Annotated in this window: 27 protein-coding genes and 1 riboswitch; of the genes, 19 read left to right on the top strand and 8 right to left on the bottom strand. The window is 72.4% G+C overall.

Annotated features, from left to right (window positions below; all coding sequences use genetic code 11):
* Window positions 1–9: 9 nt before the first annotated feature.
* Together OG440_RS32210 and OG440_RS32205 are read right to left on the bottom strand one after the other, a co-directional pair.
* Complete coding sequence (locus OG440_RS32210) at window positions 10–312, bottom strand: urease subunit gamma (RefSeq protein WP_406010260.1); 303 nt, start codon at window positions 310–312, stop codon at window positions 10–12.
* Window positions 313–443: 131 nt separating this feature from the next.
* Window positions 444–1,073 (bottom strand): TetR/AcrR family transcriptional regulator, encoded by a 630-nt coding sequence (locus tag OG440_RS32205; protein ID WP_406010259.1) that lies wholly within the window; start codon window positions 1,071–1,073, stop codon window positions 444–446.
* Between the two features lie 226 nt (window positions 1,074–1,299).
* On the opposite strand from OG440_RS32205, the gene OG440_RS32200 reads away from it, so the two are divergent.
* Window positions 1,300–2,289: an ABC transporter permease gene (locus OG440_RS32200; protein WP_406010258.1), complete on the top strand. Its 990-nt coding sequence runs from the start codon at window positions 1,300–1,302 to the stop codon at window positions 2,287–2,289.
* Window positions 2,290–2,479: 190 nt separating this feature from the next.
* Here the strand turns inward: OG440_RS32200 and OG440_RS32195 are convergent, their stop codons facing one another.
* Window positions 2,480–2,758, bottom strand: a complete 279-nt coding sequence (locus OG440_RS32195; protein WP_020131637.1) for a type II toxin-antitoxin system Phd/YefM family antitoxin — start codon at window positions 2,756–2,758, stop codon at window positions 2,480–2,482.
* A gap of 74 nt (window positions 2,759–2,832) precedes the next feature.
* Between OG440_RS32195 and OG440_RS32190 the strand changes: the two genes are divergently transcribed.
* The 3 genes from OG440_RS32190 to OG440_RS32180 all read left to right on the top strand — a co-directional run bounded on the left by OG440_RS32190 (window position 2,833) and on the right by OG440_RS32180 (window position 4,811).
* Window positions 2,833–3,468 carry an ATP-dependent Clp protease proteolytic subunit gene (locus tag OG440_RS32190; protein ID WP_406010257.1) on the top strand — a complete coding sequence of 212 codons (636 nt, stop codon included), beginning with the start codon at window positions 2,833–2,835 and terminating at the stop codon, window positions 3,466–3,468.
* Between the two features lie 7 nt (window positions 3,469–3,475).
* Window positions 3,476–3,781, top strand: a complete 306-nt coding sequence (locus OG440_RS32185; protein ID WP_406010256.1) for a hypothetical protein — start codon at window positions 3,476–3,478, stop codon at window positions 3,779–3,781.
* Window positions 3,782–4,122: 341 nt separating this feature from the next.
* A riboswitch (cyclic di-AMP (ydaO/yuaA leader) is annotated at window positions 4,123–4,334 on the top strand.
* A 3-nt stretch (window positions 4,335–4,337) separates the two neighbouring features.
* A complete protein-coding gene (locus OG440_RS32180; protein WP_406010255.1) occupies window positions 4,338–4,811 on the top strand; it encodes a C40 family peptidase in 474 nt (157 codons plus the stop codon).
* 151 nt (window positions 4,812–4,962) lie between these two features.
* Here the strand turns inward: OG440_RS32180 and OG440_RS32175 are convergent, their stop codons facing one another.
* On the bottom strand, window positions 4,963–5,445 hold the full coding sequence (locus tag OG440_RS32175) for an ATP-binding protein (RefSeq protein WP_406010254.1): 483 nt from the start codon (window positions 5,443–5,445) through the stop codon (window positions 4,963–4,965).
* Window positions 5,446–5,658: 213 nt separating this feature from the next.
* On the opposite strand from OG440_RS32175, the gene OG440_RS32170 reads away from it, so the two are divergent.
* Together OG440_RS32170 and OG440_RS32165 are read left to right on the top strand one after the other, a co-directional pair.
* The gene (locus OG440_RS32170; protein WP_406010253.1) at window positions 5,659–6,519 is read left to right on the top strand and encodes a helix-turn-helix domain-containing protein; all 861 of its coding nucleotides are present in this window, start codon (window positions 5,659–5,661) and stop codon (window positions 6,517–6,519) included.
* Window positions 6,520–6,528: 9 nt separating this feature from the next.
* Window positions 6,529–6,771, top strand: coding sequence for a DUF397 domain-containing protein (locus OG440_RS32165; protein WP_406010252.1), 243 nt, complete (start codon window positions 6,529–6,531; stop codon window positions 6,769–6,771).
* A gap of 46 nt (window positions 6,772–6,817) precedes the next feature.
* Here OG440_RS32165 and OG440_RS32160 read toward each other — a convergent pair whose 3' ends face one another.
* Window positions 6,818–7,945, bottom strand: a complete 1,128-nt coding sequence (locus OG440_RS32160; RefSeq protein WP_406010251.1) for an 8-amino-7-oxononanoate synthase — start codon at window positions 7,943–7,945, stop codon at window positions 6,818–6,820.
* 147 nt (window positions 7,946–8,092) lie between these two features.
* Here OG440_RS32160 and bioB point away from each other — a divergent pair, with 147 nt between their 5' ends.
* From bioB to bioD, 3 genes are read left to right on the top strand one after another with little or no spacing between them, the layout of a single operon-like run.
* The gene (gene bioB / locus OG440_RS32155; RefSeq protein ID WP_406010250.1) at window positions 8,093–9,313 is read left to right on the top strand and encodes a biotin synthase BioB; all 1,221 of its coding nucleotides are present in this window, start codon (window positions 8,093–8,095) and stop codon (window positions 9,311–9,313) included.
* Window positions 9,306–10,604: an adenosylmethionine--8-amino-7-oxononanoate transaminase gene (locus OG440_RS32150; RefSeq protein WP_406010249.1), complete on the top strand. Its 1,299-nt coding sequence runs from the start codon at window positions 9,306–9,308 to the stop codon at window positions 10,602–10,604. Before bioB ends, OG440_RS32150 begins: the two co-directional genes overlap by 8 nt.
* A 2-nt stretch (window positions 10,605–10,606) precedes the next feature.
* On the top strand, window positions 10,607–11,329 hold the full coding sequence (bioD, locus tag OG440_RS32145; protein WP_406011515.1) for a dethiobiotin synthase: 723 nt from the start codon (window positions 10,607–10,609) through the stop codon (window positions 11,327–11,329).
* Here bioD and OG440_RS32140 read toward each other — a convergent pair.
* Window positions 11,326–13,551, bottom strand: coding sequence for a LuxR C-terminal-related transcriptional regulator (locus OG440_RS32140; protein ID WP_406010248.1), 2,226 nt, complete (start codon window positions 13,549–13,551; stop codon window positions 11,326–11,328). The two genes, bioD and OG440_RS32140, sit on opposite strands and share 4 nt — an antisense overlap.
* Before the next feature lie 210 nt (window positions 13,552–13,761).
* On the opposite strand from OG440_RS32140, the gene OG440_RS32135 reads away from it, so the two are divergent.
* Together OG440_RS32135 and OG440_RS32130 are read left to right on the top strand one after the other, a co-directional pair.
* The gene (locus OG440_RS32135) at window positions 13,762–14,448 is read left to right on the top strand and encodes an esterase/lipase family protein (protein ID WP_406010247.1); all 687 of its coding nucleotides are present in this window, start codon (window positions 13,762–13,764) and stop codon (window positions 14,446–14,448) included.
* A 131-nt stretch (window positions 14,449–14,579) separates the two neighbouring features.
* Entirely contained in the window at window positions 14,580–15,254 is a 675-nt protein-coding gene (locus OG440_RS32130; protein ID WP_406010246.1) for a class I SAM-dependent methyltransferase, read from the top strand.
* On the opposite strand, the gene OG440_RS32125 is transcribed toward OG440_RS32130, so the two are convergent.
* Both OG440_RS32125 and OG440_RS32120 read right to left on the bottom strand, forming a co-directional pair.
* Entirely contained in the window at window positions 15,249–15,623 is a 375-nt protein-coding gene (locus tag OG440_RS32125) for a fic family toxin-antitoxin system, toxin component (RefSeq protein ID WP_267023653.1), read from the bottom strand. The genes OG440_RS32130 and OG440_RS32125 overlap by 6 nt on opposite strands.
* A 4-nt stretch (window positions 15,624–15,627) precedes the next feature.
* On the bottom strand, window positions 15,628–15,870 hold the full coding sequence (locus tag OG440_RS32120; RefSeq protein ID WP_406010245.1) for a toxin-antitoxin system HicB family antitoxin: 243 nt from the start codon (window positions 15,868–15,870) through the stop codon (window positions 15,628–15,630).
* A gap of 149 nt (window positions 15,871–16,019) precedes the next feature.
* Here OG440_RS32120 and OG440_RS32115 point away from each other — a divergent pair, with 149 nt between their 5' ends.
* From OG440_RS32115 to mug, 8 genes are all read left to right on the top strand, one after another.
* The gene (locus OG440_RS32115; RefSeq protein ID WP_406010244.1) at window positions 16,020–16,901 is read left to right on the top strand and encodes an ABC transporter ATP-binding protein; all 882 of its coding nucleotides are present in this window, start codon (window positions 16,020–16,022) and stop codon (window positions 16,899–16,901) included.
* Between the two features lie 4 nt (window positions 16,902–16,905).
* On the top strand, window positions 16,906–19,476 hold the full coding sequence (locus tag OG440_RS32110; protein WP_406010243.1) for an ABC transporter permease: 2,571 nt from the start codon (window positions 16,906–16,908) through the stop codon (window positions 19,474–19,476).
* Window positions 19,477–19,638: 162 nt separating this feature from the next.
* Entirely contained in the window at window positions 19,639–20,064 is a 426-nt protein-coding gene (locus OG440_RS32105) for a GNAT family N-acetyltransferase (protein ID WP_406010242.1), read from the top strand.
* 194 nt (window positions 20,065–20,258) lie between these two features.
* The gene (locus OG440_RS32100) at window positions 20,259–21,599 is read left to right on the top strand and encodes a hemolysin family protein (protein ID WP_406010241.1); all 1,341 of its coding nucleotides are present in this window, start codon (window positions 20,259–20,261) and stop codon (window positions 21,597–21,599) included.
* Window positions 21,596–22,627: a hemolysin family protein gene (locus tag OG440_RS32095; protein WP_406010240.1), complete on the top strand. Its 1,032-nt coding sequence runs from the start codon at window positions 21,596–21,598 to the stop codon at window positions 22,625–22,627. Before OG440_RS32100 ends, OG440_RS32095 begins: the two co-directional genes overlap by 4 nt.
* 94 nt (window positions 22,628–22,721) lie before the next feature.
* On the top strand, window positions 22,722–23,501 hold the full coding sequence (locus OG440_RS32090; RefSeq protein WP_406010239.1) for an SGNH/GDSL hydrolase family protein: 780 nt from the start codon (window positions 22,722–22,724) through the stop codon (window positions 23,499–23,501).
* Between the two features lie 167 nt (window positions 23,502–23,668).
* Window positions 23,669–25,111 (top strand): adenylosuccinate lyase, encoded by a 1,443-nt coding sequence (purB, locus tag OG440_RS32085; protein ID WP_406010238.1) that lies wholly within the window; start codon window positions 23,669–23,671, stop codon window positions 25,109–25,111.
* Complete coding sequence (mug, locus tag OG440_RS32080; RefSeq protein WP_406011514.1) at window positions 25,108–25,653, top strand: G/U mismatch-specific DNA glycosylase; 546 nt, start codon at window positions 25,108–25,110, stop codon at window positions 25,651–25,653. Before purB ends, mug begins: the two co-directional genes overlap by 4 nt.
* The last annotated feature ends 7 nt before the right edge of the window (window positions 25,654–25,660 follow it).

Here is a 25,660-nt window from a genome sequence, read left to right as displayed (position 1 = left end):
GCCGCCCCCTCAGACGATCGGGTCGTGGACGGTGACGAGCTTGGTGCCGTCCGGGAAGGTGGCCTCGACCTGGACGTCGTGGATCATCTCGGGGATGCCCTCCATGACGTCGTCGCGGGTGAGCAGCTTGCGACCGGAGGACATGAGCTCGGCCACCGTACGGCCGTCACGCGCGCCTTCGAGGATGTGCGCGGTGATGAGGGCCACGGCCTCCGGGTGATTGAGCTTGAGCCCACGGGCCCAGCGCTTCTCGGCGACGTCGGCCGCCACGTGGATCAGCAGCCTCTCCTGCTCGTGCGGGGTCAGTTGCACGTCCCACCTCACATCCTCGCTCCGGACCGTGCGGGGCCCGGTTGCCGCGGCCCCGGGGAAAGACCCTGGTGGCATGGACCGGCAGGCTAGTTGGACCGCATTTCGAGCAAGTTAACCGAGCCGTGACCGGTTCAGGCGTCCGACAGCGGCGGCGACACGCTCATCAGCGCGCGCAGACCGTCGCGCAGCACCTCGACCGGCGCGGGGCCGAACAGCGACTGCTGGGCGATGAACCCCAGCACCGCGGCGATCATGGTGCGGGCCACATGGTCCGGCGCGACGTCGGAGCGCATCATTCCCGCGTCCTGGTAGGCGACGACGATCCGCGCCCAGGCCTCGCGCACCCCGGCATAGCCCTCGCGCAGGATCGCCGAGAGCTCGTCGTTGCGCAGCGTCTCGGTCCACACCTGGACGACCAGACGCGGAAAGGCCGGGCGGCCGTCGACGGTCAGGGCCTCACGGGCGGCGAGGGTACGGCCGAGCACCGAGGAGACGAGGATGTCGGGCGGCGGGGGCGGGATGTGCCGGGCCTCCTCCTCGAACGCCTCGCGCACCTGGCCCAGGACTTCGCCGACGATCGCGGCGATCAGCTCCTCCTTGCCGCTGAAGTAGCGGTAGACCGCACCGGCCGACAGATCGACCTCCTTGAGCACGTCCTGCATGGAGGTGGCGTGAAAGCCGTTGCGGGCGAAGCACACCGAGGCGCCGTCGAGGATCTGACGGCGGCGGGCGTCGAGGTGTGCCTGGGATACACGGGCCATGGGCCAAACGTAAAACGAACATTCCTTCTTGACAAGGCGCCGGTCCCGGCGAGACGGTGGGCGCGAAGCGTAAAACGAACGATCCTTCTCTATACCGTCTCCGCCGAGCCCATCCGTCGACAGCCTCACCCGACCACGGTCCCGCCGCCCGCCCAGCCGTCCCGTCCTGTCCACCCCAGCCGCCCCGTCCGCCCGACCGTCCTGTCCACCTCCAGGGGGAGCTCCCATGTCCACCACCCGGCGCCTGATCGCCGTCGTCCTGCTCGTTCCGACCCTTGCCGCCGTCGCCCTGTGGGCCTTCGCCTGGCCGGCCGCCCGCACCGCACCCCGCGATCTGCCGCTCGGCGTGGCCGGGCCGACCGCCGCGGTCGCGCGACTGGAGGAGCAACTGAACCGGCACGAGGGCGCCTTCGAGGTCCACCGCTACGCCGACGAAGCGGCGGCCCGGGACGCCGTCGAGGACCGGACCGTATACGGCGCGGTGGTCGCCACGACCGAGGGGCCCGAGCTGCTGACCGCCTCGGCCGCGAGCCCCGTCGTCGCCCAGCTGCTCCAGCAGACGGTCACGCGGCAGGCGGCCGCCTCGGGCACGCGGTTGAAGACGGTGGACGTGGTACCGGCTCCGGCCGCCGACCCGCGCGGCTCGGCCCTCGTCGCGAGCGTGCTGCCGCTGGCCCTCGCCGGGATCGCGGCGGGCGCGGTGGCGTCCTTGCTGGGCCTGCGCGGGGTCCGTGCGGTGGTCGCGCTCGTGGGCGCCGCCGCCCTGGTCGGTCTGGTGGGGGCGGCGCTGACGCACAGCTGGCTCGGGGTGCTCACCGGTGACTGGTGGGCGGAGGCCGCGGCACTGGGGCTCTCGACGCTGGCGGTGAGCGCGGCGGTGGCGGGCTGCGCGGCACTGGTCGGCACACCGGGCATCGGAGCCGTGTCGTTCGTGGTGATGTTCCTCGGCAACCCGTTCTCCGGGGCGGCCTCGGCGCCGCGGATGCTGCCGGAGCCGGTCGGCGTGATCGGCCAGTGGCTGCCGCCGGGTGCCGGTACGACCCTGCTGCGCTCGGTGTCGTTCTTCGACGGAGCGGCGGCGACCGGCCCCGCGCTCACGCTGGTCTGGTGGGCCGCGCTGGGCCTCGGGGCGGTGCTGCTGGGCGCCCGGCTGAAGCCGGGGCCGACCCCGGTCGGGCCGCCGACCGAGGAGCGGCGGCCCGCGCTCGTCGCCTGACACGTTCGGCCGCCGTGACGCTCGGGCCGCCGTGACGCGTTCCGTCGCGGCGGCGGTCGGGACCTCCGCAGGGCCGTGCACCCCGACTCCGGGGCCGCACGGCCTTGTGCGCGCCCACACCGTTCCCGGGGACGGGGCCCGGATCCGGCTTCCGATCTGTGCGCGTGTGCGTGTCCGCGCGTGCGGGGCTCTACGACGGATTCGGTCCCCGGTACTCCGCCGTGACCCCGAACCGGTGCTGTTCGCGAGGAGCGGACGCGACCTCGCGCACGGTGGTGACCGAGCTGATCACCGGCTCCTCCGCGGCCTTGTCGAGTTCGTCGAGTCGCTCCAGGTCAGCGGCGGAGACGAGGGCGACAAGAGGCTTGCCGTGGCGGGTCACGACGACACGTTCACCGCCGTACACCACGCGGTTGATCAGGTCGGCGAGTTCAGCCCTGGCTTGCGTCACCGGAATCTCGTAGGCCATACGCCCATTCTAACGTCACGTACGTCCTGTACATTTTTTACAGATGCTGTCCGACGTAGAAGGAGGGGGCTCCGATGAACCGACCGTCGGCCCGTCACGTCCTGCCCGAGCTCACCGAACGCACGAGCTTCGGGCACCGGACCATGGATCCGTACTCGAAGCTGCTGGAGGAGCGGATCGTCTTTCTGGGGACACCGATCGACGACATCTCGGCGAACGACGTGACGGCCCAGTTCATGTACCTCGAACACAAGGACCCGGACCGGGACATCGCGCTGTACATCAACTCCCCCGGCGGCTCCTTCAGCGCGATGACGGCCCTCTACGACACCATCCGGTACGTCACCTGTGACGTGGAGACCACCTGCCTGGGCCAGGCGGGGTCGTCCGCCGCGGTGCTGCTGGCGGCGGGCACGCCGGGCAAGCGGTACGCACTGCCGGGCGCGCGGATGACGATCCGCCAGCCGTCCCTGCCCGAGCCCGTCGAGGGACAGGCGAGCGACCTGGCGATCCAGGCCGAGGAGCTGGCCCGCACCCGCGCGAGCCTGGAGGAGATGCTCGTACGGCACACCGGGCGGACGCCGGAGCAGGTGACCGCGGACATCGAGCGGGACACGTTCCTCACCGCGCGGGAAGCGGTGAAGTACGGGCTGGTGGACGGGATCATTCCCAGCCGCAAGGCCTCGGCCGGCACCCCCGGCGGGAGGTGAGCCGGCGATGGTGCCCGAGCTGCCGCCGCTGCCCGCGCTGACCCGCGCGGAGGCCGAGCTGATCGACGGTTACCTCGACGTGGTCGACATGCTCGGCCGGATCAACCCCGCCCACCACGGGGACACCTACCGCGGACTGCGCGCCGCCCAGGCACTGGTGACCAAGGCGACCGCGCTGCGCGACGCGCTGACGCTGATGCACCAGCGGGGCGAGCACGAGCTGCACGCGCCGACGCTCGCGCGGGCGCTGCGCGTCCTGGACGGAGAGCGCCGCACCGCGCGGGTCACGCTGCCTCCGCCGGCCGACGGTTGAGCCGACCGGCCGCCCCCGGTCCGGACCCGGCACGCCCAAGACGTGACGACCGGACCGGAGTCGAAACGACCCAGAAGACGTACCCCCGTTCGGCAGAACGTCTACTGTTCCCCCAGACGCCCAGAGGTTGCGCAAAAGGGCGCACTTGGGGCGGAAGAGGAGGCGTCACCGCTGGTGGGAGCCCCTGAGGCGGCCCGGCACCTGATCCTCCATCAGAGTGTTCACCCGAACGGGTGAGTGGTGAGTAACCCCACAAATCCCCGGTTCCGTTGGGATTTTCGGACATCGGTGAGCCAAGATCCCTGACTGACGACAAGCCCCCGCCACAAGCGGCGGGGCGGTCCGGGCGGACGCCGAGTCCTGCCGCCTCCCGGATGACCGGTCGACAGGAGTGCATCGGCAGGAGTGGAGGACCCAAGCATGACGGGTCGCCGGAACGGTCACGCCATGACCGGACCGAGCAGCCCTTGGGGTGAAGCCGCAGCAGCGGCCGGGCAACTTCGCCAGCCCGAATCCGACAGGTCATCCTTCACAGGCGGCTGACGAAGGGTTGCGCATGACTGCGCTCAATCGTGTCCCGTCGCTCATGGCCCGGGCCGGTACGGCCTCGGCTTTCGCCATCGCCGCCGTGGGCGGCTCGGTCGTGGTCCCGGGGCTCGCCCCCGACGCCGCGGCCGCCACACCGGCGACGAAGGCGCTCCAGATCGCGGCCTCCAAGAAAGGTGCTCCGTACAAGTACGGGGCCACCGGACCGAAGAGGTTCGACTGCTCGGGGCTCACGCTGTACTCGTTCAAGAAGGCGGGCAAGAGCCTGCCCCGGACGGCGGCCCAGCAGTACAACAAGACGAAGCACATCTCGGCGTCGAGCCGCAAGGCAGGCGACCTCGTGTTCTTCCACTCGGGCTCGAACGTGTACCACGTCGGGATCTACGCCGGTAAGGGCAAGATCTGGCACTCGCCGAAGACCGGTGAAGTGGTGAAGCTGCAGAAGATCTGGACCAAGAGCGTCTGGTACGGGCGGGTCCGCTAGATCGTCTCCGCACGGTGGCGCCGCCTGCCCGGCAGGGCAGGGCTTGCGAGGTCCGACCTCGCGAGCCGGGCGGGACCGCGCGGACACGGCCTGGGGCCTGCCGGGTCACGGGCCGGCTTTCCCGGGGCGGTGGGGGCGTCCTGACACGCCTTCACCGCCCCGGGAGCTCACCCTCCGCCGGGGCCCTCAGAGCACCGGCCACCGGCTCCGCCGCCGGGACGGCCCACGGGAGCTCGACGGTGACCGTCTTGCCGCCTTCCCGGGTGGGCCGCACTCTCAGCCTGCCGCCGCACTCCGCGGTCAGCCAGCGAATGATCACCATGCCTCGGCCGTTGTCCTGCTGGACGGCGGCCGGCAGTCGTTTGGGGAAGCGCGGGTGACTGTCGGTGACCCCGACCCGCAGCTGTTCGTCACGGTCGAGGACCAGGCCCACCGTGAAGGTGGGCGACTGCCCGAAGGTGTGCTGTACGGCGTTGGTGGCGAGTTCCGAGACGATCAGCCGGATGGCGTCGGCCAGCTCCGCGTCCGCCGGCAGACCCCATTCGCCGAGCGCCCCGGCCACGAAGTCGCGGGCCGCGGAGACCGAGGCGGGATCGCTCGGCAGAGTGACGGATGCTTCCAGGTGATCTGCCATGGCGACGTCGACCCTTTCCCACGGGACCGGGAGCCCGACACGGCGCGGATGGTTCGAGTACGGTCCCGGACTGGTGCTTCTCCGCCAGACTGCCATTACCGCGCCGGTCACGGGTGGGATCCACCAGGATATGCATATATCTGTCGCCCGATGCGGTGAACTCTGCGACGGCAGAGCGTATTTGGTCGGCCCGATAGGAGTAAGGAGGAGCCCATGCAGCACGGTCCCGCGGTACGCCGCCGGAAACTGGGCGCCGAACTGCGCGATCTGCGCACCCGGGCGGGCCTCACCAGCGGGGAGGCGGCCCGGCTCGTGGGCTGGCACCAGTCCAAGGTGAGCCGCATCGAGACGGGTATCAGTGGATCGAAACCGGCCGATGTGCGGTTACTCCTGGACGCCTACGGTGTCACGGATCCGCAACTGCGGGAGCTGATGCTGGCGTTGGCGGGTGCCGGCGGCAGTGGCGGCCGGGACCACTGGTGGCACGCCTACCGCGGGGTGCTCCCGCCCGCCTACCGGGACTTCATCAGTCTGGAGTCGCAGGCGAGCGCGATGCGCACCCTGGAGACGACGGTGGTACCGGGACTGCTGCAGACGCCCGAGTACGCCCGGGCCGTGACCAGGGCGGCTGTGGAGGGCGGCGACGAGGACCAGCTCGACACCCTGGTGGAGGTCCGGCTGGCCCGCCAGGACGTGCTGCGCGCGCAGCCGCCGCTGGAACTGTGCGCGGTGCTGGACGAGGCGGTGCTGCGACGGGAGGTGGGCGGGCCCGAGGTGATGGCACGACAGCTCGGGCGGCTCGTGGAATCCGCCCGATTGCCCCAAGTAAGGCTCCAGGTGCTGCCGTTCGCCGCCGGAGCGCATATCGGGGTAACCGGCCCTTTCGTTATCTTCTCATTTTCGCGCACTTCTGATCTGGATGTGGTTGTTCTCGACCACTTGACGAGTAGCCTCTATCTCGAACGGAAAGAAGACCTCCAGGCCTACACCGAGGCCTTCAACGCCCTTCGGGCGCACGCCCTTTCGCCCGGGGACTCATCGGATTGCATCGCCGCGATAGCCGACGGCGCGTAAGGAGGCACCATGTCCGCACCACCGCGGAACGTACCTTCCAGTACCGATCCCGACCATCTCCCGCAGGTGCGGTGGCTGCGCAGCAGCTACAGCACGGGAGCGAACAACTGTGTGGAGACGGCCCGGCCGGCCTCCGGCCCGTGGGCCGGTCTGCTCGCCGTACGCGACTCCAAGGACCCGTCCGGACCCGCCCTGCTCTTCTCCCCCGAGAGCTGGTCGGGCTTCACGGCCGTGTTCGCACGGACCCGCTGACCGCACCGGAGTAGTCAGAGGCGGTCCACGGCCGTGTCACGCCGACTCATGGTCGTGTTTCGCCGATCACCCGTACAGCGCGTTCCAGCTCCGCCCCGGAGAGGTCCGCCCGCGCGGTCAGCCTGAGGCGTGAGATGCCGTCGGGCACGGAGGGAGGACGGAAGCAGCCCACGGCCAGGCCTGCCGACCGGCAGTCCGCCGCCCAGCGCAGGGCCCCCTCCGGGGACGGAGCACGCACGGAGACGACCGCGGCGTCCGGACGCACCGCCGCCAGGCCCGCGGCCGTCAGGCGCGCGTGCAGCTCGCCCGCCACCGCACGCGCGCGTGCCGCGCGCTGCGGCTCCCGGCGCAGCAGCCTGAGGGCGGCCAGTGCCGCGCCCGCCGCCGCCGGGGCCAGGCCCGTGTCGAAGATGAACGTCCGGGCGGCGTTGACCAGATGCTCGATCACCCGCGCGGGACCCAGCACGGCGCCGCCCTGGCTCCCCAGCGACTTGGACAGCGTGACCGTGACGACGACGTCGTCGGCGCCCGCCAGACCCGCCGCGTACGGCGCGCCCTGTCCGCCGTCCCCGAGCACACCGAGCCCATGGGCGTCGTCGACGACCAGTCCGGCGCCGTACGACCGGCAGGCGGCCGCCAGGGCGGTCAGCGGGGCGGCGTCACCGTCGACCGAGAAGACCGTGTCGGAGACGGCCACGGCCGGGCCGTCGTGCGTGCCGAGCGCCTTGCGGACCGCGTCCGGGTCGGCGTGGGCGACGACCTGGGTGGTGCCGCGGGCCAGCCGGCAGCCGTCGATGAGCGAGGCGTGGTTGCCCGCGTCGGAGACGATGAGCGACCCGTGCGGGGCCAGCGCGGTGACCGCGGCCAGGTTGGCCGCGTACCCGGAGGAGAAGACGAGAGCGGCCTCGAAGCCGCAGTGCTCGGCGAGCTCCCGCTCGAGCTCGCCGTGCAGCTCGGTGGTGCCGGTGACGAGCCGGGAGCCGGTCGCGCCGCCGCCCCAGGTCCTGGCGGCCGCCGCGGCGCCCTCCGTGACCTCGGGATGGCGGGCGAGACCCAGGTAGTCGTTGCTCGCCAGGTCGAGGAGCGGCGAGTCGGCCGGGCGGGGCCGCAGCGTCCGGACGAGTCCGGCCCGGCGCCGTAGCTCCGCCTGCTCGTCGATCCAGCCGAACGCCATGGGTCCTCCGGGCTTTTGTAGGTAGCGGACAGACACTAGCGGCCCGGCCGCCCACCCACGGTGTGGCAATACCCACACGTCGAACCCGGTGTGTTGTGCGATCCCTACCTTGGCCCGGAGCGGGTGCGTAGGACAGGATCGGCTCTCATGGACCTGCTGAACACGCTGGTGGACAAGGGGCTTCGGCGCGAACTGCCGACCCGCGAGGAAGCGCTGGCCGTGCTGGCCACCTCCGACGACGACGTGCTGGACGTGGTGGCCGCGGCCGGCCGGGTGCGCCGGCAGTGGTTCGGGCGCCGGGTGAAGCTCAACTACCTCGTCAACCTCAAGTCGGGACTGTGCCCCGAGGACTGCTCCTACTGCTCCCAGCGGCTCGGCTCCACGGCCGGGATCCTGAAGTACACCTGGCTCAAGCCGGACGAGGCCTCGCAGGCGGCGGCGGCCGGGCTGGCGGGCGGGGCCAAGCGGGTCTGTCTGGTGGCGTCGGGGCGTGGTCCGACGGACCGTGACGTCGACCGGGTCGCCGGCACCATCAAGGCGATCAAGGACCAGAACGAGGGCGTCGAGGTCTGCGCCTGTCTGGGTCTGCTCTCCGACGGTCAGGCCGAACGGCTGCGCGAGGCGGGGGCCGACGCGTACAACCACAACCTGAACACGTCCGAGGGAACGTACGGGGAGATCACCACCACGCACACGTACGCCGACCGGGTGGACACGGTGCAGAAGGCGCACGCGGCCGGTCTGTCGGCGTGCTCGGGGCTCATCGCGGGCATGGGCGAGTCCGACGAGGACCTGGTGGACGTCGTCTTCTCGCTGCGCGAGCTGGACCCGGACTCGGTGCCGGTCAACTTCCTCATCCCGGTCGAGGGCACCCCGCTCGCCAAGGAGTGGAACCTCACCCCGCAGCGCTGTCTGCGCATCCTGGCGATGGTGCGGTTCGTCTGCCCGGACGTCGAGGTGCGCATCGCCGGTGGCCGCGAGGTCCATCTGCGCACGATGCAGCCGCTCGCCCTGCACCTGGCCAACTCGATCTTCCTGGGCGACTACCTGACGACCGAGGGCCAGGCAGGCAAGGCCGACCTGGAGATGATCGCGGACGCCGGGTTCGAGGTGGAGGGCGCCGGGCAGGTCACCCTGCCGGAGCACCGCGCGACGGCCGCCGGGGGCTGCGGATCCGCGGCGGGCGGTGGGTGTGGCTCGCACGAGGACTCCGGGTGCGGTTCGCACGAGGGTGGCGGCGTGTGCGGCTCCGCCCCGGCGGCGACCCCGGCCGCCGCGGCTCCGGCCGTCGTGGCCGGCGAGGCCCGTACCGACCTGGTCGCCGTACGCCGGCGTGGCGCCGGTACCGATCTCGCGCCCAATGCCTGAGCTGCCCCCGCTCAACGTGCCCGAGCTGCTGGAACTCGACCGGCGGCATGTGTGGCATCCGTACGGTCCGATGCCCGGCCGGGTCGCACCGCTCGTCGTGGAGTCGGCGAGCGGGGTACGGCTGCGGCCGGCGGACGGCTCGGGCGAGCTGGTCGACGGCATGTCGTCCTGGTGGTCGGCGATCCACGGCTACAACCACCCGGTGCTCAACGAGGCCGTACGCGAGCAGCTGGGCCGGATGAGTCATGTCATGTTCGGCGGGCTCACCCACGAGCCCGCCGTCCGCCTGGCGAAGCTCCTTGTCGACATGTCGCCCGACGGTCTCGAGCATGTGTTCCTCGCCGACTCCGGCTCGGTGTCGGTCGAGGTGGCGGTGAAGATGTGCCTGCAGTACTGGCGCTCGCTGGGCCGCCCGGCCAAGCGGCGCCTGCTCACCTGGCGCGGTGGCTACCACGGCGACACCTGGCAGCCGATGTCCGTGTGCGACCCCGAGGGCGGGATGCACGACCTGTGGACCGGGGTGCTGCCCCGGCAGGTCTTCGTGGACGCGCCCCCGGTGGAGTTCGAGGAGACGTACGCCGACCTGTTGCGCGAGACGATCGCGCGGCACGCCGACGAACTGGCCGCGGTCATCGTGGAGCCGGTGGTGCAGGGCGCGGGCGGGATGCGGTTCCACTCCCCCGGCTATCTGAGGGTGCTGCGCGAGGCGTGCGACGCGCACGACGTCCTGCTGGTGTTCGACGAGATCGCCACCGGGTTCGGGCGCACGGGCGCGTTGTTCGCGGCGGGGCACGCCGCGGTGACGCCGGATGTGATGTGCGTCGGCAAGGCGTTGACCGGCGGCTATCTGACGATGGCGGCGACGCTGTGCACGTCCCGGGTGGCCGACGGGATCTCGCGGGGCGAGGTACCGGTCCTGGCCCACGGGCCGACGTTCATGGGCAACCCGCTCGCCGCGGCCGTCGCCTGCGCCTCGATCGAGCTGCTGCTCGGGCAGGACTGGCTCGCGGAGGTCAAGCGGATCGAGGCGGGGCTGCGGGACGGCCTCGCGGCGGCCGCGGAGATCCCGGGGGTGCGCGACGTCCGGGTCCTCGGCGCGATCGGCGTCGTCCAGCTCGACCGGCCGCTCGACGAGGCGGCCATGGCGGCCGCCACCCGGGCCGCCGTGCGCGAGGGCGTCTGGCTGCGGCCGTTCCGCGATCTCGTCTACGCGATGCCGCCGTACGTCACCGGTGACGCCGACGTGGCACGGATCGCGCGCGCGGTGTGCGCCGCGGCGCGGGAGGGATGAACATGCCGATCCTGGTGATCACGGGAACGGGCACGGAGGTCGGCAAGACCGTCACGACGGCGGCGGTCGCCGCGTCGGCGCTCGCGGCGGGGCGGTCGGTGGCCGTCCTCAAGGCCGCGCAGACCGGCGTACGCGCGGACGAGCCCGGGGACGCCGACGAGGTGGCCCGGCTCGCGGGCGCGCTGACGACGGCCGAGGTGGCTCGCTATCCCGAGCCGTTGGCTCCCGCGACGGCTGCGCGCAGGGCGGGCCTGCCGGCGGTGCGGCCGCAGGACGTGGCGCAGGCGGCGCAGAAGCTGGCCGCCGAGCACGACCTGGTGCTCGTCGAGGGTGCGGGCGGGCTGCTCGTACGGTTCGACGAGGCGGGCGGGACGCTGGCCGACGTGACGCAGCTCCTGCGGGCGCCGGTGCTGCTCGTGGCCTCGGCCGGCCTCGGCACGCTGAACACGACGGAACTGACGGCCCGTGAACTGCGGTCGCGGGGCGTGGAGTTGCTGGGTGTCGTCATCGGCAGCTGGCCCGACTCGCCGGATCTGGCGTCCCGTTGCAATGTCGCGGACCTGCCCGACGTGGCCGCGGCCCCGCTGCTGGGGGCGCTGCCGTCGGGGGCCGGTGCTCTCGTACCCGCCGACTTCCGCACCGTGGCGCCCGGTTGGCTGGCACCACGGCTGGACGGGACGTGGGAGGCGGAGGCCTTCCGGGAGCGCACCGGTTCGGGCCTCTAGCCGCCGTCGGGGTCCGCGTCCGCGAGCAGCCGTACGAGTTCGATGCGGGAGCGGATGTCGAGGCGGGTGAAGACGCCGCGCAGATGGTGGTCGATGGTGCGGGGGCTGAGGGCGAGGCGGGCGGCGATCTCGCGGTTCGTGGCGCCGTCGGCGGCCATCCGGGCGACCAGGAGCTGCTGGGCGGTCAGGTGGATCGCCGGACGGCGCTCGCCGCGGGTGGGGGCCGCGGGGGCGCCGAGGGCGCGTAGTTCGGCGCGGGCGCTCTCCGCGCAGTGCGGGGCGTCGAAGGACTCGAACGCCTCCAGCGCGCTGTGCAGCCGGTCGCGGGCCTCCGTGCGGCGGCGCAGTCTGCGCAGTGCGCTGCCGAACAGCAGTTCCGTGCGCGCCCGTTCGAAGGCACGGGTTCCCTCGGCGTGCAGCCGCAGGGCCGTGCGGTAGTGCTCGACGGCGTCGGCGCCCGGCGTGAGCAACGCCCGGCAGCGTGCGCTCAGGGCGAGGTCGTCGGCGCTGCCCACGGCACGGGCCCAGCGGTCGTAGTCGGCGTGCGCGGCGCGCGCCACACGGGTCTCGCCGGTGCGGACGGCCGCCTCGACGTAGTGCGGGGTGGCGAGGTGGCGGATGGCCCGGTGGCCGTGCCCCGGGCCCGAGGCGGCGAGCGCGCGCAGCCGGGCCGCGGCGGCGTCGAAGCGGCCGGAACCCAGGTCGAGGAAGGCGAGTGCCCACTGCGCCAGGGCGGCGGGCAGGCCCAGCGCGTGGGCGAGGGCGTAGGACCGGGCGGCGGCGGCCCGCTCCCGGCACAGGGCCTCGTCGCCGGTGAGCGCGGCGAACATCGCCAGGGCGGCCTGGAGGTGGCAGGCGCCGTTGTCCTGTCCGGTGGCGTAGGCCTGGCGCAGGGCGTCCAGCGCGGCGGCCTCGGCGGCGCGCGGGCGGCCGGTCCAGAAGTCGGCGTAGGCGCGGAACTCCATGGCCTGGGACACGGCGGCGGTGACGCCCCGGGCGCGGGCCGCGGCGGCCGCCCGGACCGTGGCGGTGGCGGCGCGGGTGTGGTCGCCGAGCATCAGGGCGGCGATGCCCGCGTGCAGGAGGAGGGTGGGGTCGCCGCCCGGACCGCACCGGCCGGCGGTGGCCTCCAGCAGGTCGCGCGCGTCCTCGTACCGTCCGTCGACGGCCGCGGCGATCCCGCCGAGCACACCCGGCGGTTCGACGCCCGACTGTCCCGCGAGGAGCGTCGCTTCACGGCATCGACGCAGATCGCCGGTGTAGACGGCGGCTTCGGCGGCCCTGGCGAGGAAATGCGCGACGGGGGTGGCGGGGGCGTCGGGGGCCGCGCCCGCCGCCTCACCCGGCTCGCCGGTGGGCGGGGCCGAGGTGACGGGGAGGACGGTGAGGGAGGAGGCGATGACGGTGTCGCTGTCGTGCGGTGGCGGGCCGCCGGGCGCGGGTCGTACCCCCACCGCGCGTGCCGCCCCGGCGAGCAGCGCGTCGAAGGCCTCCCCCGCGTGCCCGGTCCGCAGGGCGAGAATGCCGGTGAGGGCGTCGGCGTCGGTGCGGGCGGCCAGGGTGCGGGCCCGGTCGCCGTCGCCGCGGTGCCAGGCGTCGGTCGCGGCGTGGGCGAGGAGCCGGGATTGTGCGCCCGGGTCCGTGCAGAGCTCGGCGGCGCGTTCGGCGAGGGCGCCCGAGAGCGCCGGGTCGGCGGCGGCACGGGCCCGGTCGGCCGCGGCCGTCAGTTCCGCGGCGAGCCGCGCGCTGGGCCCGAGCGCGCCGGCGCCCCGGTGCCAGGACCGCCGCGGCGTCTCGGCCGGGCCGTGCAGGACGCGGGCGAGCAGCCGGTGGGCGTCGCGCCGGTCGGCCGGGTCGGCCGTCTCGTACGCGGCGATCCGGGTCCAGGCGTCACGGAAACCGACCCCGCCGGCCGTGGCGTAGGCGATCCCGGCCGCCTCGGCCGTTTCGAGGGGCCGGGTGTCGAGGCGGATGGCGGCGACGGCGCGCAGAAACGCGTGGGTGGCCACCGGGTACTGATCGGCGGCCGCGAGCAGGAGCACCAGCCGGGTGCCGTCGGGCAGTGCGCGGATCTCGCGGCGGTGGGCGCGCAGTGTCTCGGGGGCGAGGTCGGCGGGTTCGGCGGGCAGCGGGTCGAGACCGGCCGCCTGCCGTTCGGTCAGCCGCCCGACGAGTTCGGCGGCGGCACGCGGGTCGCCGTGTACGAGGCGCAGCACCCGCACGCGGACGCCTTCGGACAGCACCGGGCGCGGGCCCGCGCCCGCAGGCGTCGGAGGCGAAGTGCGGTCCAACGGTGGGGGGTTCACTCGTGTCACCACGGAACTGACGTTACTGGCGGGTTACTTGAACCGTAAAGACTGGCGATTACACCGATGCGGCGCGCGTAGACCCGCCGGACACTCCTGGCAACCCCACACGTTTCAGGAGGCATCATGCAGCGCCACAAGCGTCGCATCGCCGCGGCACTCTCGGCCGTGGTCTCTTCGCTCCTTCTGTCACTCTCGTTCTCCGCCCCCACAGCCCACGCCGCGACCCACAACCCGATCGTCTTCGTGCACGGCATCAGCAGCTCCTCCAGCAGCTGGGACGACTGGGTCGCGGACTTCAAGGCCGACGGCTACACGGCCGCCGAGCTCGACGCCTGGACCTACAGCTGGTCCCAGTCGAACGCCACGACCGCCTCCCAACTGGCCACCGAGATCAAGAACGTGCTGGCGAGAACCGGCGCGTCCAAGGTCGACGTCGTCATCCACTCCATGGGCGCGCTCAGCTCCCGCTACTACCTCAAGAACCTCGGCGGCACCGCGTACGTGGACGATTTCGTCTCCGTCGCGGGCACCAACCACGGGACGTCGGTCGCCTCGTGGTGCAGCTGGCTCTACACCTCGTGCTCCGAGATGGTCACGGGCAGTTCGTTCCTCACCGCGCTCAACTCCGGTGACGAGACCCCCGGCAGCGTGAACTACGCGGCCTACTGGTCGAACTGCGACGCGGCCATCGACCCGGACTCCTCGGCGCTGCTGAGCGGGGCCACCAACGTCGGCGTCGGGTGCGTCTCGCACAACGACATGAACAACGATCAAGGCGTGTACGAGCAGGTGCGCGACTTCATCCAGTGAGTGGTTCGTCCCACGAGCCGTTTCGTCCCATGAACGTGTTGTCCGGTGAGCCGTGCGACGGCGACGGCATGGGTGCGGCGGGCCTGCACGGGGGAGAATCCCGGTAGGCCCGTCCTGCCCAGGAGGTCGCCATGCCCCTACGGTCCACCGGTTCCGGCAAGGTTCCCGGTGATCCCGTCCATCATCCGCTGTTCGCCCGCTTCTACGCCCGGCTCGGCAAGGCCGCGGAGACCCGCGGCCTGGCCCCCGTACGTGACCAGCTGCTCACGGGGCTCTCCGGCCGGGTCATCGAGATCGGCGCGGGCAACGGACTGAACTTCGCGCACTACCCGGCCGCCGTTTCGGAGGTCGTCGCGATCGAGCCGGAGCGCCACCTGCGCACGCTGGCGCTGGAGGCGGCCCTGCGCGCGCAGGTGCCGGTGGACGTCGTGCCGGGCGTGGCGGAGGCGCTGCCGGTGAAGAGCGAGGCGTTCGACGGGGCGGTGGTCTCGCTGGTGCTGTGCAGTGTGCGGGACGTCCCCCGCGCGCTCGCGGAGCTGTGGCGGGTCCTGCGGCCCGGCGGCGAGCTCAGGTTCTTCGAGCACGGTCCCGGCGGCGGTCCGGTGATGCGGTTCACCCAGCGCGCGCTGGACCGCACCGTGTGGCCGACCCTGGCGGGCGGCTGTCATCTCACCCGGGACACCCTCGGCGCCCTGCGCGAGGCCGGGTTCGAACCGGGCCCGTACCGCGAGCTGTCCGTGCCGGAGAAGGGCCCTCGGTCCCCCGCCTCCTACTGCGTTCTCGGCAGGGCCCGCCGCCCCTCATAGGCTCCACTGACGCAGTTCCCGCGCGATGTCGGACACCGACGCCTCCCCGGTCTTGACCAGGCGGGCGAGGTCGCGGACCTGTTCGGGCGAGGTGGCGACCTTCAGCCCGCTGGCGACGAGGTAGGCGTACGCGACGGCGCAGGCGAACAGGGCGTTGGAGCGCTCCAGCGCGGGGACGTGGATGAGGAGCTGGAGCAGCGCGGCGGCGCGGGCCGGCGCGTCGTCGTAGACGGGGACGTCGAATATCTCGGCCTGGTGGCGTGCCACGGCCGCCACCAGTGCCCCCCAGTCGGTGACCTGGGGGTCCCCCGGGGTCTTCTGTTCGGCGAGCATGAGAAGCCAGGCGAGATCGATGCGGAGGTCGCTCAAGGGATCAGCGGCGACCTTCGTGCGTGCCGCCCTCGCGTTCGGCGCCGAACTCCTCCGCGAAAACGGCCTCGTACTGCTTCATGAAGTCACTGGCGGCCTCGACGAAGGTGTGGCCGACCTCGCCGGCGTCCTGTCTGACCAGCTCTTCTATATAGCGGTTGACGCTCATGCCACGGGCCGTGGCGCGCTCGCGGGCCGCGCGGGCCGTGCCCTCGTCGACGCGTACGTTCAGCTGGGTCTTCGCCATACCTCGACGCTAGCGCCGTCGCGCTAGCAACGGCAAGGGCGGCCGGGAGGTGAAAAGGGATACCGGGTGTGCGCCGGGTCACACTACGCTCGGCCGGGCGGAGAACAGCGCCACGCGATCGGCACGTCCATTCGAGCGAGGAGGCAGTTTTGTCCACACCTGCTGCGGAGCACGCCCCCGGTCTGGCCTCGGCCGGCGGGATCGCGGCCCGCGCCCGCGGTCTGACCAAGGCCTACGGCTCGGGCGAGACCACGGTGCTCGCCCTGGACTCGGTGGACGTGGACATCGCGCGCGGCCGCTTCACCGCCGTCATGGGACCGTCCGGCTCCGGAAAATCGACGCTGATGCACTGTCTGGCGGGCCTCGACACGGTGTCGGCCGGGCAGGTGTGGATCGGCGACACCGAGATCACGGGGCTGAAGGACCGGGAGCTGACCCGGTTACGCCGGGACCGGATCGGGTTCATGTTCCAGTCGTTCAACCTGATCCCGACGCTCAACGCGGCCGAGAACATCACCCTGCCCATGGACATCGCGGGGCAGAAACCCGACCAGAAGTGGCTGGACCAGGTGATCGACACGCTCGGTCTGCGGGACAGGCTGAAGCACCGGCCGTCGCAGCTGTCCGGCGGCCAGCAGCAGCGTGTGGCCTGCGCCCGGGCGCTCGCCTCCCGCCCCGAGCTGATCTTCGCCGACGAGCCGACCGGCAACCTGGACTCGCGCGCCGGACTCGAGGTCCTCGCGTTCCTGCGGGAGGCCGTCGACCAGCTGGGGCAGACCGTCGTCATGGTCACCCACGACCCGGGCGCCGCCGCCCACTCCGACCTGGTGCTCTTCCTCGCGGACGGGCGGATCGTGGACGAGACGGAGCGGCCGACGGCGGACGCGGTACTGGAACGCATGAAGCGTTTCGACCTGATCCGCACCCAGTCCGACGGCGGGAGCGGCGTGGGCGCCGGCATCACGGGCGGCGATGCCGTGGGCACCGGCACGGACGCCACCGGCCACGGCACCGACGTCAAGGAGCAGTGATCCGGTGCTGAAGGCCACGCTCAGAAGCTTCCTCGCACACAAGGGGCGGCTGCTGCTGTCCGCGCTCGCCGTCGTCCTGTCGGTGGCGTTCGTCGCGGGCAGCCTGATCTTCTCGGACACGGTGACGCGCACCTTCGACCGGCTCTTCGCCTCCACGTCGGCGGATGTGACGGTCCAGCCCGCCGACGACCTGGACGCCGCCGTGCCGAGCGGCGCGGTCCAGACCGTGCCCGCCTCCCTCGCCGACGAGCTGGCCCGCGTCGAGGGGGTCGCGTCGGCCCACGCGGACGTGAGCGTGGAGAACATCACGGTCGTCGACGGCGACAACGAGTCGGTCGGGCCGACCACGGGCGCGCCCACCATAGCCACCGACTGGTTCGTCACCGACCGCAGCCCGGTGAAGCTGACCTCCGGCCACGCCCCGCAGGGCGCGGGCGAGGCCATGCTGGACGCCGACACCGCGGACAAGAAGCACGTGAAGATCGGCGACACCCTCACCGTGATGGCCCAGCCGGGCTCGTTCAAGGTGAGGATCGTCGGCATCGCCACCTTCACCACGACGAATCCGGGCGCCGCCCTGGTCTACCTCGACCCCGCGACCGCCGGCACGCGGCTCCTGGGGTCGGCGGACAAGGCCACGAGCATCTCCGTGGACGCGGCGCAGGGAGTGAGCGACGCGGCCCTCGAACGGCGGGTGACCGCCGCGCTCGGTACCGGGCCGGCGTACGACGTGAAGACCGCCGACGAGCAGGCGAAGTCGTCGGCGGAGGCACTCGGCGGGTTCCTCGACGTGATCAAGTACGTGATGCTCGGCTTCGCCGGGATCGCCGTCCTGGTCGGTGTGTTCCTGATCGTCAACACGTTCTCGATGCTGATCGCCCAGCGCACCCGTGAGCTGGGCCTGCTGCGCGCCCTGGGCGCCGACCGCCGTCAGGTGCGGCGCTCGGTGCTCACCGAGGCCGTGCTGCTCGGGCTCGTGGGCTCCACGCTCGGCCTCGCGGCGGGCATCGGTCTGGCAGCCGGGCTGATCAAGCTGATGAGCGCGTTCGGCATGAACCTGAAGGCCACGGAGATGGTCGTCGGCTGGGCGACCCCGGTGTCGGCTTACGTCGTCGGCGTCGGTGTCACCTTCGTCGCGGCCTACCTCCCGGCCCGGCGCGCCGCGACCGTGTCGCCGATGGCGGCCCTCGCGGACGCGGACATCGCCGGGATCGGACGGCCGCTGAAGGTGCGCGCGGTGGTGGGCGCGATCGTCGGCGCACTCGGCGTGGCGGCCCTCGCCGGCTGTGTGAGCTCCTCGAAGACGGCGTCAGCGGCGTCCCTGCTGGGCCTGGGTGTCGTGCTCACTCTCCTCGCCACCGTCATCGCTGGACCGCTGCTGGTCCGCCCGGTGATCCGCGTGCTCGGCGGCGCCTTCCCCGCGCTGTTCGGCTCGGTCGGCCGGATGAGCCAGCGCAACGCCCTGCGCAACCCGCGCCGTACGGGTGCGACGGCGGCCGCGCTGATGGTGGGCCTCGCCCTGGTGGGCGGGATGTCCGTGGCGAGCGCCTCGATGTCCGCCTCCTTCGACCAGCAGATCGACAAGACCTTGGGCGCCGACTTCGTCGTCCAGAACGCCAACTTCACGCCGTTCTCCTCGGAGGTCACGGACGCGGTGAGCGACACCGACGGCGTCGGCCTCGTCGTGCGGCAGCGGTTCGCGCCGATGGCCGTACGGCTGCCCGACGGCAAGCGCGTCGAGACGACCGCCACCGGCTACGACGACCGCGTCGACGACGTAGCGCACGTCACCTACACCGAGGGCGACACGGCGGCCGCGCTGGCCCCCGGCGCCATCGGCATGGACGTCGACTTCGCCGAGGAGCACGGGGTGCGGCCGGGCAGCGTGCTGCCGGTGGAGTTCCCCGGCGGCCGGACCACGTCGCTCACGGTCGGCGCGCTCACCGACCAGGACACCGGTGACGGGTTCGGCATGCAGGGCGGGCTGTTCGTCGGGATCGCCACCGTCGAGAAGTACGTGCCCGGCGGGCAGGACTCCGCGCTGTACGTGAACGCGGCCTCCGGCACGAGCGGCGAGCAGCTGCGTCCCCGCCTGGAGAAGACGCTCGACGCGTATCCGCAGGTCCAGGCGCGCGACCAGGCCGACTACAAGAAGCTGGTCCACGATCAGATCGCCGTGCTGCTCTACCTGGTGTACGCGCTGCTCGGGCTCGCGATCGTCATCGCGGTGCTCGGCGTGGTCAACACCCTGGCCCTGTCGGTGGTGGAGCGGACCCGGGAGATCGGGCTGCTGCGTGCCATCGGGCTGGGCCGGAGGCAGTTGCGCCGGATGATCCGGCTGGAGTCGGTCGTGATCGCGGTGTTCGGCGCGGTGCTGGGCCTGGCGCTCGGGCTGGTGTGGGGCGTGTGCATACAGCAGGTGCTGGAGTTGCAGGGCATGAAGGCCTTCGCCGTCCCGTGGGGCACGATCGTCGCGGTCGTGGTGGGCTCCGCTGTCGTGGGTGTCGTCGCCGCGCTGCTGCCCGCGCTGCGCGCTTCCCGGATGAACGTGCTGGCCGCCATCGCGCACGAGTGAGGCCGTCCGGCCGGCCCGGCGCGGGCCGGACCGGCCGTCCGCCGGGCGCGAAGGCGGGTAGGCACGGAGGCGGGGACGGGCGGAGGCGGGCGGGGCTGCCTGATCACCGTCCGGATCGTGGAATACCGGGTGCCCGCAACGGACCCGTGATGTGATCACCTCATGTCTGATCTGCGGATACGGGCCGCGAGGCCCGACGACCTCGACAGCGTGCTGGCCTTCTGGAAGACCTCCGCCGAGGGCACGAGCATCAGCGATGACCGGAGCGGGGTGGAGCGACTGGTCGCACGCGACCCGGAAGCCCTGATCCTCGCCGAGCGGGAGGGCGAGCTGGCCGGGACGGTGATCGCCGGGTTCGACGGCTGGCGGTGCCATCTGTACCGGCTCGCGGTGCACCCGGAGCACCGCCGCCAGGGCATCGGATCGGCGCTGCTGGCGGCCGCGGAGGAGCGGTTCGTGCGGCTGGGCGGGCGTCGCGGGGACGCGATGGTGCTCACCCGCAACGAAACGGCGCATCATGCCTGGCGCGCGGCGGGGTATGCGCCGGAGGAGAAGTGGCGGCGCTGGGTGAAGCCGCTCGGCGACTGACCGCGGCTCCGGGACCCCGAAAAGGACCCTTTGCCGATCCTTTACCATTGGGGGACTGTGCGGACGACCCGCACGGTCCCCTGATGACTTCATGAAAGGTGTGAGCGTCCGCCCATGGGCGAGCCTCCCAGTACCCCCACGCGACATCGCGCGTCCGTCCCCGCCCTGTCCGACCATGGGACGGAGGTGACCCGATGACCGAAGTCCTGCTCCTTCTGGTGGCGATCCTGCTGTCGCTCGCCTGCGGCGCCTTCGTCGCCGCCGAGTTCTCGCTGACCACGGTCGAGCGCAGCGAGCTGGAACGAGCGGTGGAGCGCGGCGAGCGCGGCGCGCCCGGAGCGCTCAAGGCCGTACGGAACCTCACCTTCCAGCTCTCCGGCGCCCAGCTGGGCATCACCGTCACCAACCTGGTGGTTGGCATGCTCTCCGAGCCGTCGATCGCCAAGCTGATCGCCGGACCGCTGGAGTCGCTCGGCCTGTCGAGCACCACGGCGAGCTCCGTCGCGCTGGTGATCGGCACGGCCCTGTCGACCGTGTTCCTCATGGTCGTCGGCGAACTCGTGCCCAAGAACTGGGCGATCTCCTCGCCGCTGGCCGTGGCCAAGCGCGTGGGCAACGCGCAGCGCTGGTTCAGCGCCGCCTTCCGGCCCTTCATCACCCATCTCAACAACGCGGCGAACCGCATCGTGCGCCGCTTCGGCGTGGAGCCCACCGAGGAGCTCGCCGCCGCGCGCGGCCCCCAGGAGCTCGCGGCACTGGCCCGGCACTCCGCGAAGGAGGGCGCCCTGGAGCCGGACACCGCGGAGCTGTTCGTGCGCACGCTGAACCTGGCCGACCTGACCGCGGAGAACGTGATGACCCCGCGCGTCCAGGTCGTCGCCCTCGAAGCGGCGGCCACCTGCGAGGACGTGGCGAACGCGACCCGGGCGACGGGCCTGTCCCGGTTCCCGGTGTACCGCGGCAGCCTCGACGCGGTGGTCGGCACCGCGCACATCAAGGACGTGCTGGCGATCCCGGCGGAGCGCCGCACGCGCGTGCCGGTCTCGGAGATCATGCGTGAGCCGCTGCTCGTACCCGAGTCGCTGACCGTGGACCGGCTGCTGGACCGCCTGTCCGGCAAGCGGACGATGGCCGTGGTCATCGACGAGTACGGCGGCACGGCGGGCGTGGCGACGCTGGAGGACATCGTCGAGGAGGTCGTGGGCGAGGTCCGCGACGAGCACGACCCGCACGAGACGTCCGATCTGGCCGCCGCGGGCAAGGACGACGAGGGCCGCACGCTCTACTCGGCGGACGGCGCCGCGCGCACCGACCAGCTCGCACGCGTGGGCCTGCACACCCCCGAGGGGCCTTACGAGACGCTCGCCGGGCTGCTCGCCACCGAGCTGGGCCGGATACCGGCCGTCGGCGACACCGTGGAGGTCGCGGGCTGGCGCATGGACGTCGTGGACGCCTCGGGCCGCCGGGCCGCACGCGTGCTGCTGCACGCGCCGCTCGCCCCGTCCGAGGGCTTTGAACAGGAGGCCGGGAAGTGACCGCCGTCCAGTTGCTGATCGCACTGGCGACCCTCGTCGTCAACGCGTTCTTCGTCGGCGCCGAGTTCGCGCTGATCTCCGTACGCCGCTCCCAGATCGAGCAGTACCTCGAAGGCGGAGGAAAGGGCGCGCAGGGCGACCGGCGTGCCAGGAGCGTGCTGTGGGGCCTTCAGCACGTGTCCGCGCTGATGGCGGCCGCCCAGCTCGGCATCACGCTGTGCACCCTGATCCTCGGTGTGGTCGCCGAACCGGCCATCGCGCACCTGCTGGAACCGGTGTTCCACGCGGTGGGCGTGCCCGAGGGCGCGGGACACGCGGTGTCCTTCGTGATCGCACTGGCCGTCGCGACCTATCTGCACATGCTGCTCGGCGAGATGGTGCCGAAGAACATCGCGCTCGCGGAGCCGGTGCGCAGCGCGCTGCTGCTGGGGCCGCCGCTGGTCACGCTGGCCCGGGCGCTGCGCCCGGTGATCTTCGCGATCAACGCCTTCGCGAACGCGCTGCTGAAGCTCATGCGGATCGAGACGAAGGACGAGGTCGCCGCGGCCTTCTCGGACGCCCAGCTCGCCCAGATCGTCAAGGACGCGGGTGAGGCCGGTCTCATCGACGACCGGGCCCTGGAGCGTCTGCACGACGCGCTGGAGCTGGGCCGACGCCCGGTGCGCGATGTCGTCCTGCCGCTGGAGCGGGTCGTCTACGCGCGCGTGGGCGTCACCGCGGAGGAGCTGGAGCGGCTGGCGGCGGAGTCCGGGTTCTCCCGGTTCCCCGTGGTGGACGAGGGGCGCCGGATCGTCGGCTACCTGCACGTGAAGGACGCGCTGGACGCCTCGCCCCGGGACACCGCGTTCCGGTTGGGCGACATGCGGCCCATCGCGCGGGTGCGGGAGGCGACTCCGCTGGACGACGTCCTCACCGCGATGCGGGGCAGCCGTACGCATCTGGCGGCCGTGCTCGGCTCCGACGGACGGCTGTCCGGTCTGGTGACCATGGAGGACGTGCTGCGGGAGCTGTTCGGTCAGCGGGCGTGAGGGGGCGGCCGCCCCGGGGTGACCGGCCCCGGGGTGACCGGCCCCGGGGTGACCGACCGCTGGGTATGGGACTCGGGCTACCATCGATGTCGCCATGCAGACGAATCCCACACACACCAGCCTGGTCGCGCTCGGCGACTCCTTCACCGAGGGCATGTCGGACCTGCTGCCCGACGGCTCCTACCGAGGGTGGGCGGACCTCCTCGCCGCGCGGATGGCCGCCCGCACCCCCGGCTTCCGGTACGCCAACCTGGCGGTGCGCGGCAAGCTGATCGGACAGATCGTCGAGGAGCAGGTCCCGGTGGCCGCCGCGATGGGCGCCGACGTGATCACCCTGGTCGGCGGCCTCAACGACACCCTGCGCCCCAAGTGCGACATGGGCCGCGTGAAGGGCCTGCTGACGGAGGCCGTGGAGCGCCTGACCCCCGCCTGCAAGGAACTGGTGCTGATGCGCAGCCCGGGCCGGCAGGGGCCGGTCCTGGAGCGGTTCAGGCCCCGCATGGAGGAACTGTTCGTGCATGTCGAGGAGCTGGCCGAGCGGCACGGCGCGCTCGTCGTCGACCTGTACGGCGCCCCGTCCCTCGGCGACCCGCGTATGTGGGACATCGACCGGCTGCACCTGACGGCGGAGGGTCACCGCCGGGTGGCGGAGGCGGTCTGGCAGCGTCTGGGCCACGACCCCGAGGACACCGAGTGGCACACGCCGATGCCGGCGACGCTGCCGCCCGGCTGGACCGCCCGCCGCGTCGCGGACGCCCGGTTCGCGCGGCAGTATCTCCTCCCCTGGATAGGCCGCCGTCTGACCGGCCGGTCCTCCGGGGACGGGCTGCCGCCGAAGCGGCCCGATCTGCTGCCGTACGAGGAGCGGGCGTAGCCGCTCGCGCACACCGCGCCGCCGCACGACCGGGCCCGGGCGGACCGCACCGGGCCACATCACCGGGCCGCACGGGGCCCCACGGGCGGAGTGACGCCGGTCTCGTAGGTTCCGACGAGCGGGGCCGTGGCGCTGGCCTGCACGAATCGCCAGTAGAATCCGTACACGTGACTTCCGCTCCCGCCAAGCCCCGCATCCCCAACGTGCTCGCCGGACGCTACGCCTCCGCCGAGCTCGCCACGCTCTGGTCGCCCGAGCAGAAGGTGAAGCTGGAGCGTCAGCTCTGGCTCGCCGTGCTGCGGGCTCAGAAGGACCTCGGGATCGAGGTGCCGGACGCGGCGATCGCCGACTACGAGCGCGTCCTCGACACCGTCGACCTGGCCTCGATCGCCGAGCGTGAGAAGGTCACGCGGCACGACGTGAAGGCCCGGATCGAGGAGTTCAACGACCTCGCCGGCCATGAGCAGGTCCACAAGGGCATGACGTCCCGCGACCTGACGGAGAACGTCGAGCAGCTCCAGATCCGGCTCTCGCTGGAACTCGTCCGCGACCGCACGGTGGCCGTGCTGGCACGCCTGGGCAGGCTGGCCGGCGAGTACGGCGAGCTCGTCATGGCCGGACGCTCGCACAACGTGGCCGCGCAGGCCACGACCCTCGGCAAGCGGTTCGCGACCGCCGCCGACGAGCTGCTCGTCGCGTACGGCCGGGTCGAGGAACTGCTCGGGCGTTACCCGCTGCGCGGCATCAAGGGCCCGGTCGGCACCGCCCAGGACATGCTGGACCTGCTCGGGGGCGACGCCGCGAAGCTCAGCGAGCTGGAGGACCGGATCGCCGGTCACCTGGGCTTCTCGCAGGCGTTCACCTCCGTCGGCCAGGTCTACCCGCGGTCGCTGGACTACGAGGTCGTCACCGCGCTGGTGCAGCTCGCGGCGGCCCCCTCCTCGCTGGCGAAGACGATCCGGCTGATGGCCGGTCACGAGCTGGTGACCGAGGGGTTCAAGCCCGGCCAGGTCGGCTCCTCGGCGATGCCGCACAAGATGAACACCCGGTCCTGCGAGCGCGTCAACGGCCTGATGGTCATCCTGCGCGGCTACGCGTCGATGACCGGCGAGCTGGCGGGCGACCAGTGGAACGAGGGCGACGTGTCCTGCTCGGTGGTGCGCCGGGTCGCGCTGCCTGACGCGTTCTTCGCGCTCGACGGTCTGCTGGAGACGTTCCTGACGGTGCTCGACGAGTTCGGCGCCTTCCCGGCGGTCGTCGCCCGGGAACTCGACCGCTACCTGCCGTTCCTCGCCACCACCAAGGTGCTGATGGGCGCGGTGCGCGCGGGCGTCGGCCGTGAGGTCGCGCACGAGGCCATCAAGGAGAACGCCGTCGCCTCGGCCCTGGCGATGCGCGAGCAGGGTGCCGAGCGCAACGAGCTGCTGGACAAGCTGGCCGCCGACGACCGGATCCCGCTCGACCGTGACGGGCTGGACGCGTTGATGGCCGACAAGCTGTCCTTCACGGGGGCCGCGGCGGCCCAGGTGACCACGGTCGTCGGGCGGATCGAGGAGATCGTGAAGCAGCGTCCGGAGGCTGCCGGTTACGCCCCCGGAGCGATCCTCTGACGCGCTTCACCCAGGCGGAGCTGGAGGCCGCCCGCGACCGTCTCGTACCGGACGTCGTCGCGGGCGGCCTGCGCGTGCTGTTCTGCGGCATCAACCCGGGCCTGATGACGGCGGCGAGCGGCCACCACTTCGCCCGCCCGGGCAACCGCTTCTGGCCGGTGCTGCACCTGTCCGGCTTCACCCCGAGGCTGCTGAAGCCGGCCGAGCAGCGGGAGCTGCTGTCCTACGGGCTCGGCATCACGAACGTGGTGGCGAGGGCGACCGCGCGGGCCGACGAGCTCACGGCGCGGGAGTACCGGGACGGCGGGCGGCTGCTGGAGGAGAAGGTGACCCGGCTGGAGCCCCGCTGGCTCGCGGTGGTGGGTGTGACGGCGTACCGGGCGGCGTTCGACGACCGCAAGGCCGCGGTGGGCCCGCAGGAGCGGCTGATCGGGAACTCACGCGTCTGGGTGCTGCCGAACCCCAGCGGGCTGAACGCGCACTGGACGGCGGCGACGATGGCGGAGGAGTTCGCGCGACTGCGGGCGGCCGCGCAGGACTGACGGCTCG

Origin of the sequence: Streptomyces sp. NBC_00637, assembly GCF_045161545.1 — a bacterium.
GTDB lineage: Bacteria > Actinomycetota > Actinomycetes > Streptomycetales > Streptomycetaceae > Streptomyces.
Note: the sequence above shows the minus strand (reverse complement) of the source record. Positions and strands in the feature narration are given on the sequence as shown.

Coding starts and splice junctions, on each gene's coding strand:
- OG440_RS32205 (WP_406010259.1), bottom strand. CDS start 1,073: ATGGCCCGTGTATCCCAGGCACACCTCGACGCCCGCCGCCGTCAGATC.
- OG440_RS32200 (WP_406010258.1), top strand. CDS start 1,300: ATGTCCACCACCCGGCGCCTGATCGCCGTCGTCCTGCTCGTTCCGACC.
- OG440_RS32195 (WP_020131637.1), bottom strand. CDS start 2,758: ATGGCCTACGAGATTCCGGTGACGCAAGCCAGGGCTGAACTCGCCGAC.
- OG440_RS32190 (WP_406010257.1), top strand. CDS start 2,833: ATGAACCGACCGTCGGCCCGTCACGTCCTGCCCGAGCTCACCGAACGC.
- OG440_RS32185 (WP_406010256.1), top strand. CDS start 3,476: ATGGTGCCCGAGCTGCCGCCGCTGCCCGCGCTGACCCGCGCGGAGGCC.
- OG440_RS32180 (WP_406010255.1), top strand. CDS start 4,338: ATGACTGCGCTCAATCGTGTCCCGTCGCTCATGGCCCGGGCCGGTACG.
- OG440_RS32175 (WP_406010254.1), bottom strand. CDS start 5,445: ATGGCAGATCACCTGGAAGCATCCGTCACTCTGCCGAGCGATCCCGCC.
- OG440_RS32170 (WP_406010253.1), top strand. CDS start 5,659: ATGCAGCACGGTCCCGCGGTACGCCGCCGGAAACTGGGCGCCGAACTG.
- OG440_RS32165 (WP_406010252.1), top strand. CDS start 6,529: ATGTCCGCACCACCGCGGAACGTACCTTCCAGTACCGATCCCGACCAT.
- OG440_RS32160 (WP_406010251.1), bottom strand. CDS start 7,945: ATGGCGTTCGGCTGGATCGACGAGCAGGCGGAGCTACGGCGCCGGGCC.
- bioB (WP_406010250.1), top strand. CDS start 8,093: ATGGACCTGCTGAACACGCTGGTGGACAAGGGGCTTCGGCGCGAACTG.
- OG440_RS32150 (WP_406010249.1), top strand. CDS start 9,306: ATGCCTGAGCTGCCCCCGCTCAACGTGCCCGAGCTGCTGGAACTCGAC.
- bioD (WP_406011515.1), top strand. CDS start 10,607: ATGCCGATCCTGGTGATCACGGGAACGGGCACGGAGGTCGGCAAGACC.
- OG440_RS32135 (WP_406010247.1), top strand. CDS start 13,762: ATGCAGCGCCACAAGCGTCGCATCGCCGCGGCACTCTCGGCCGTGGTC.
- OG440_RS32130 (WP_406010246.1), top strand. CDS start 14,580: ATGCCCCTACGGTCCACCGGTTCCGGCAAGGTTCCCGGTGATCCCGTC.
- OG440_RS32120 (WP_406010245.1), bottom strand. CDS start 15,870: ATGGCGAAGACCCAGCTGAACGTACGCGTCGACGAGGGCACGGCCCGC.
- OG440_RS32105 (WP_406010242.1), top strand. CDS start 19,639: ATGTCTGATCTGCGGATACGGGCCGCGAGGCCCGACGACCTCGACAGC.
- OG440_RS32100 (WP_406010241.1), top strand. CDS start 20,259: ATGACCGAAGTCCTGCTCCTTCTGGTGGCGATCCTGCTGTCGCTCGCC.
- OG440_RS32090 (WP_406010239.1), top strand. CDS start 22,722: ATGCAGACGAATCCCACACACACCAGCCTGGTCGCGCTCGGCGACTCC.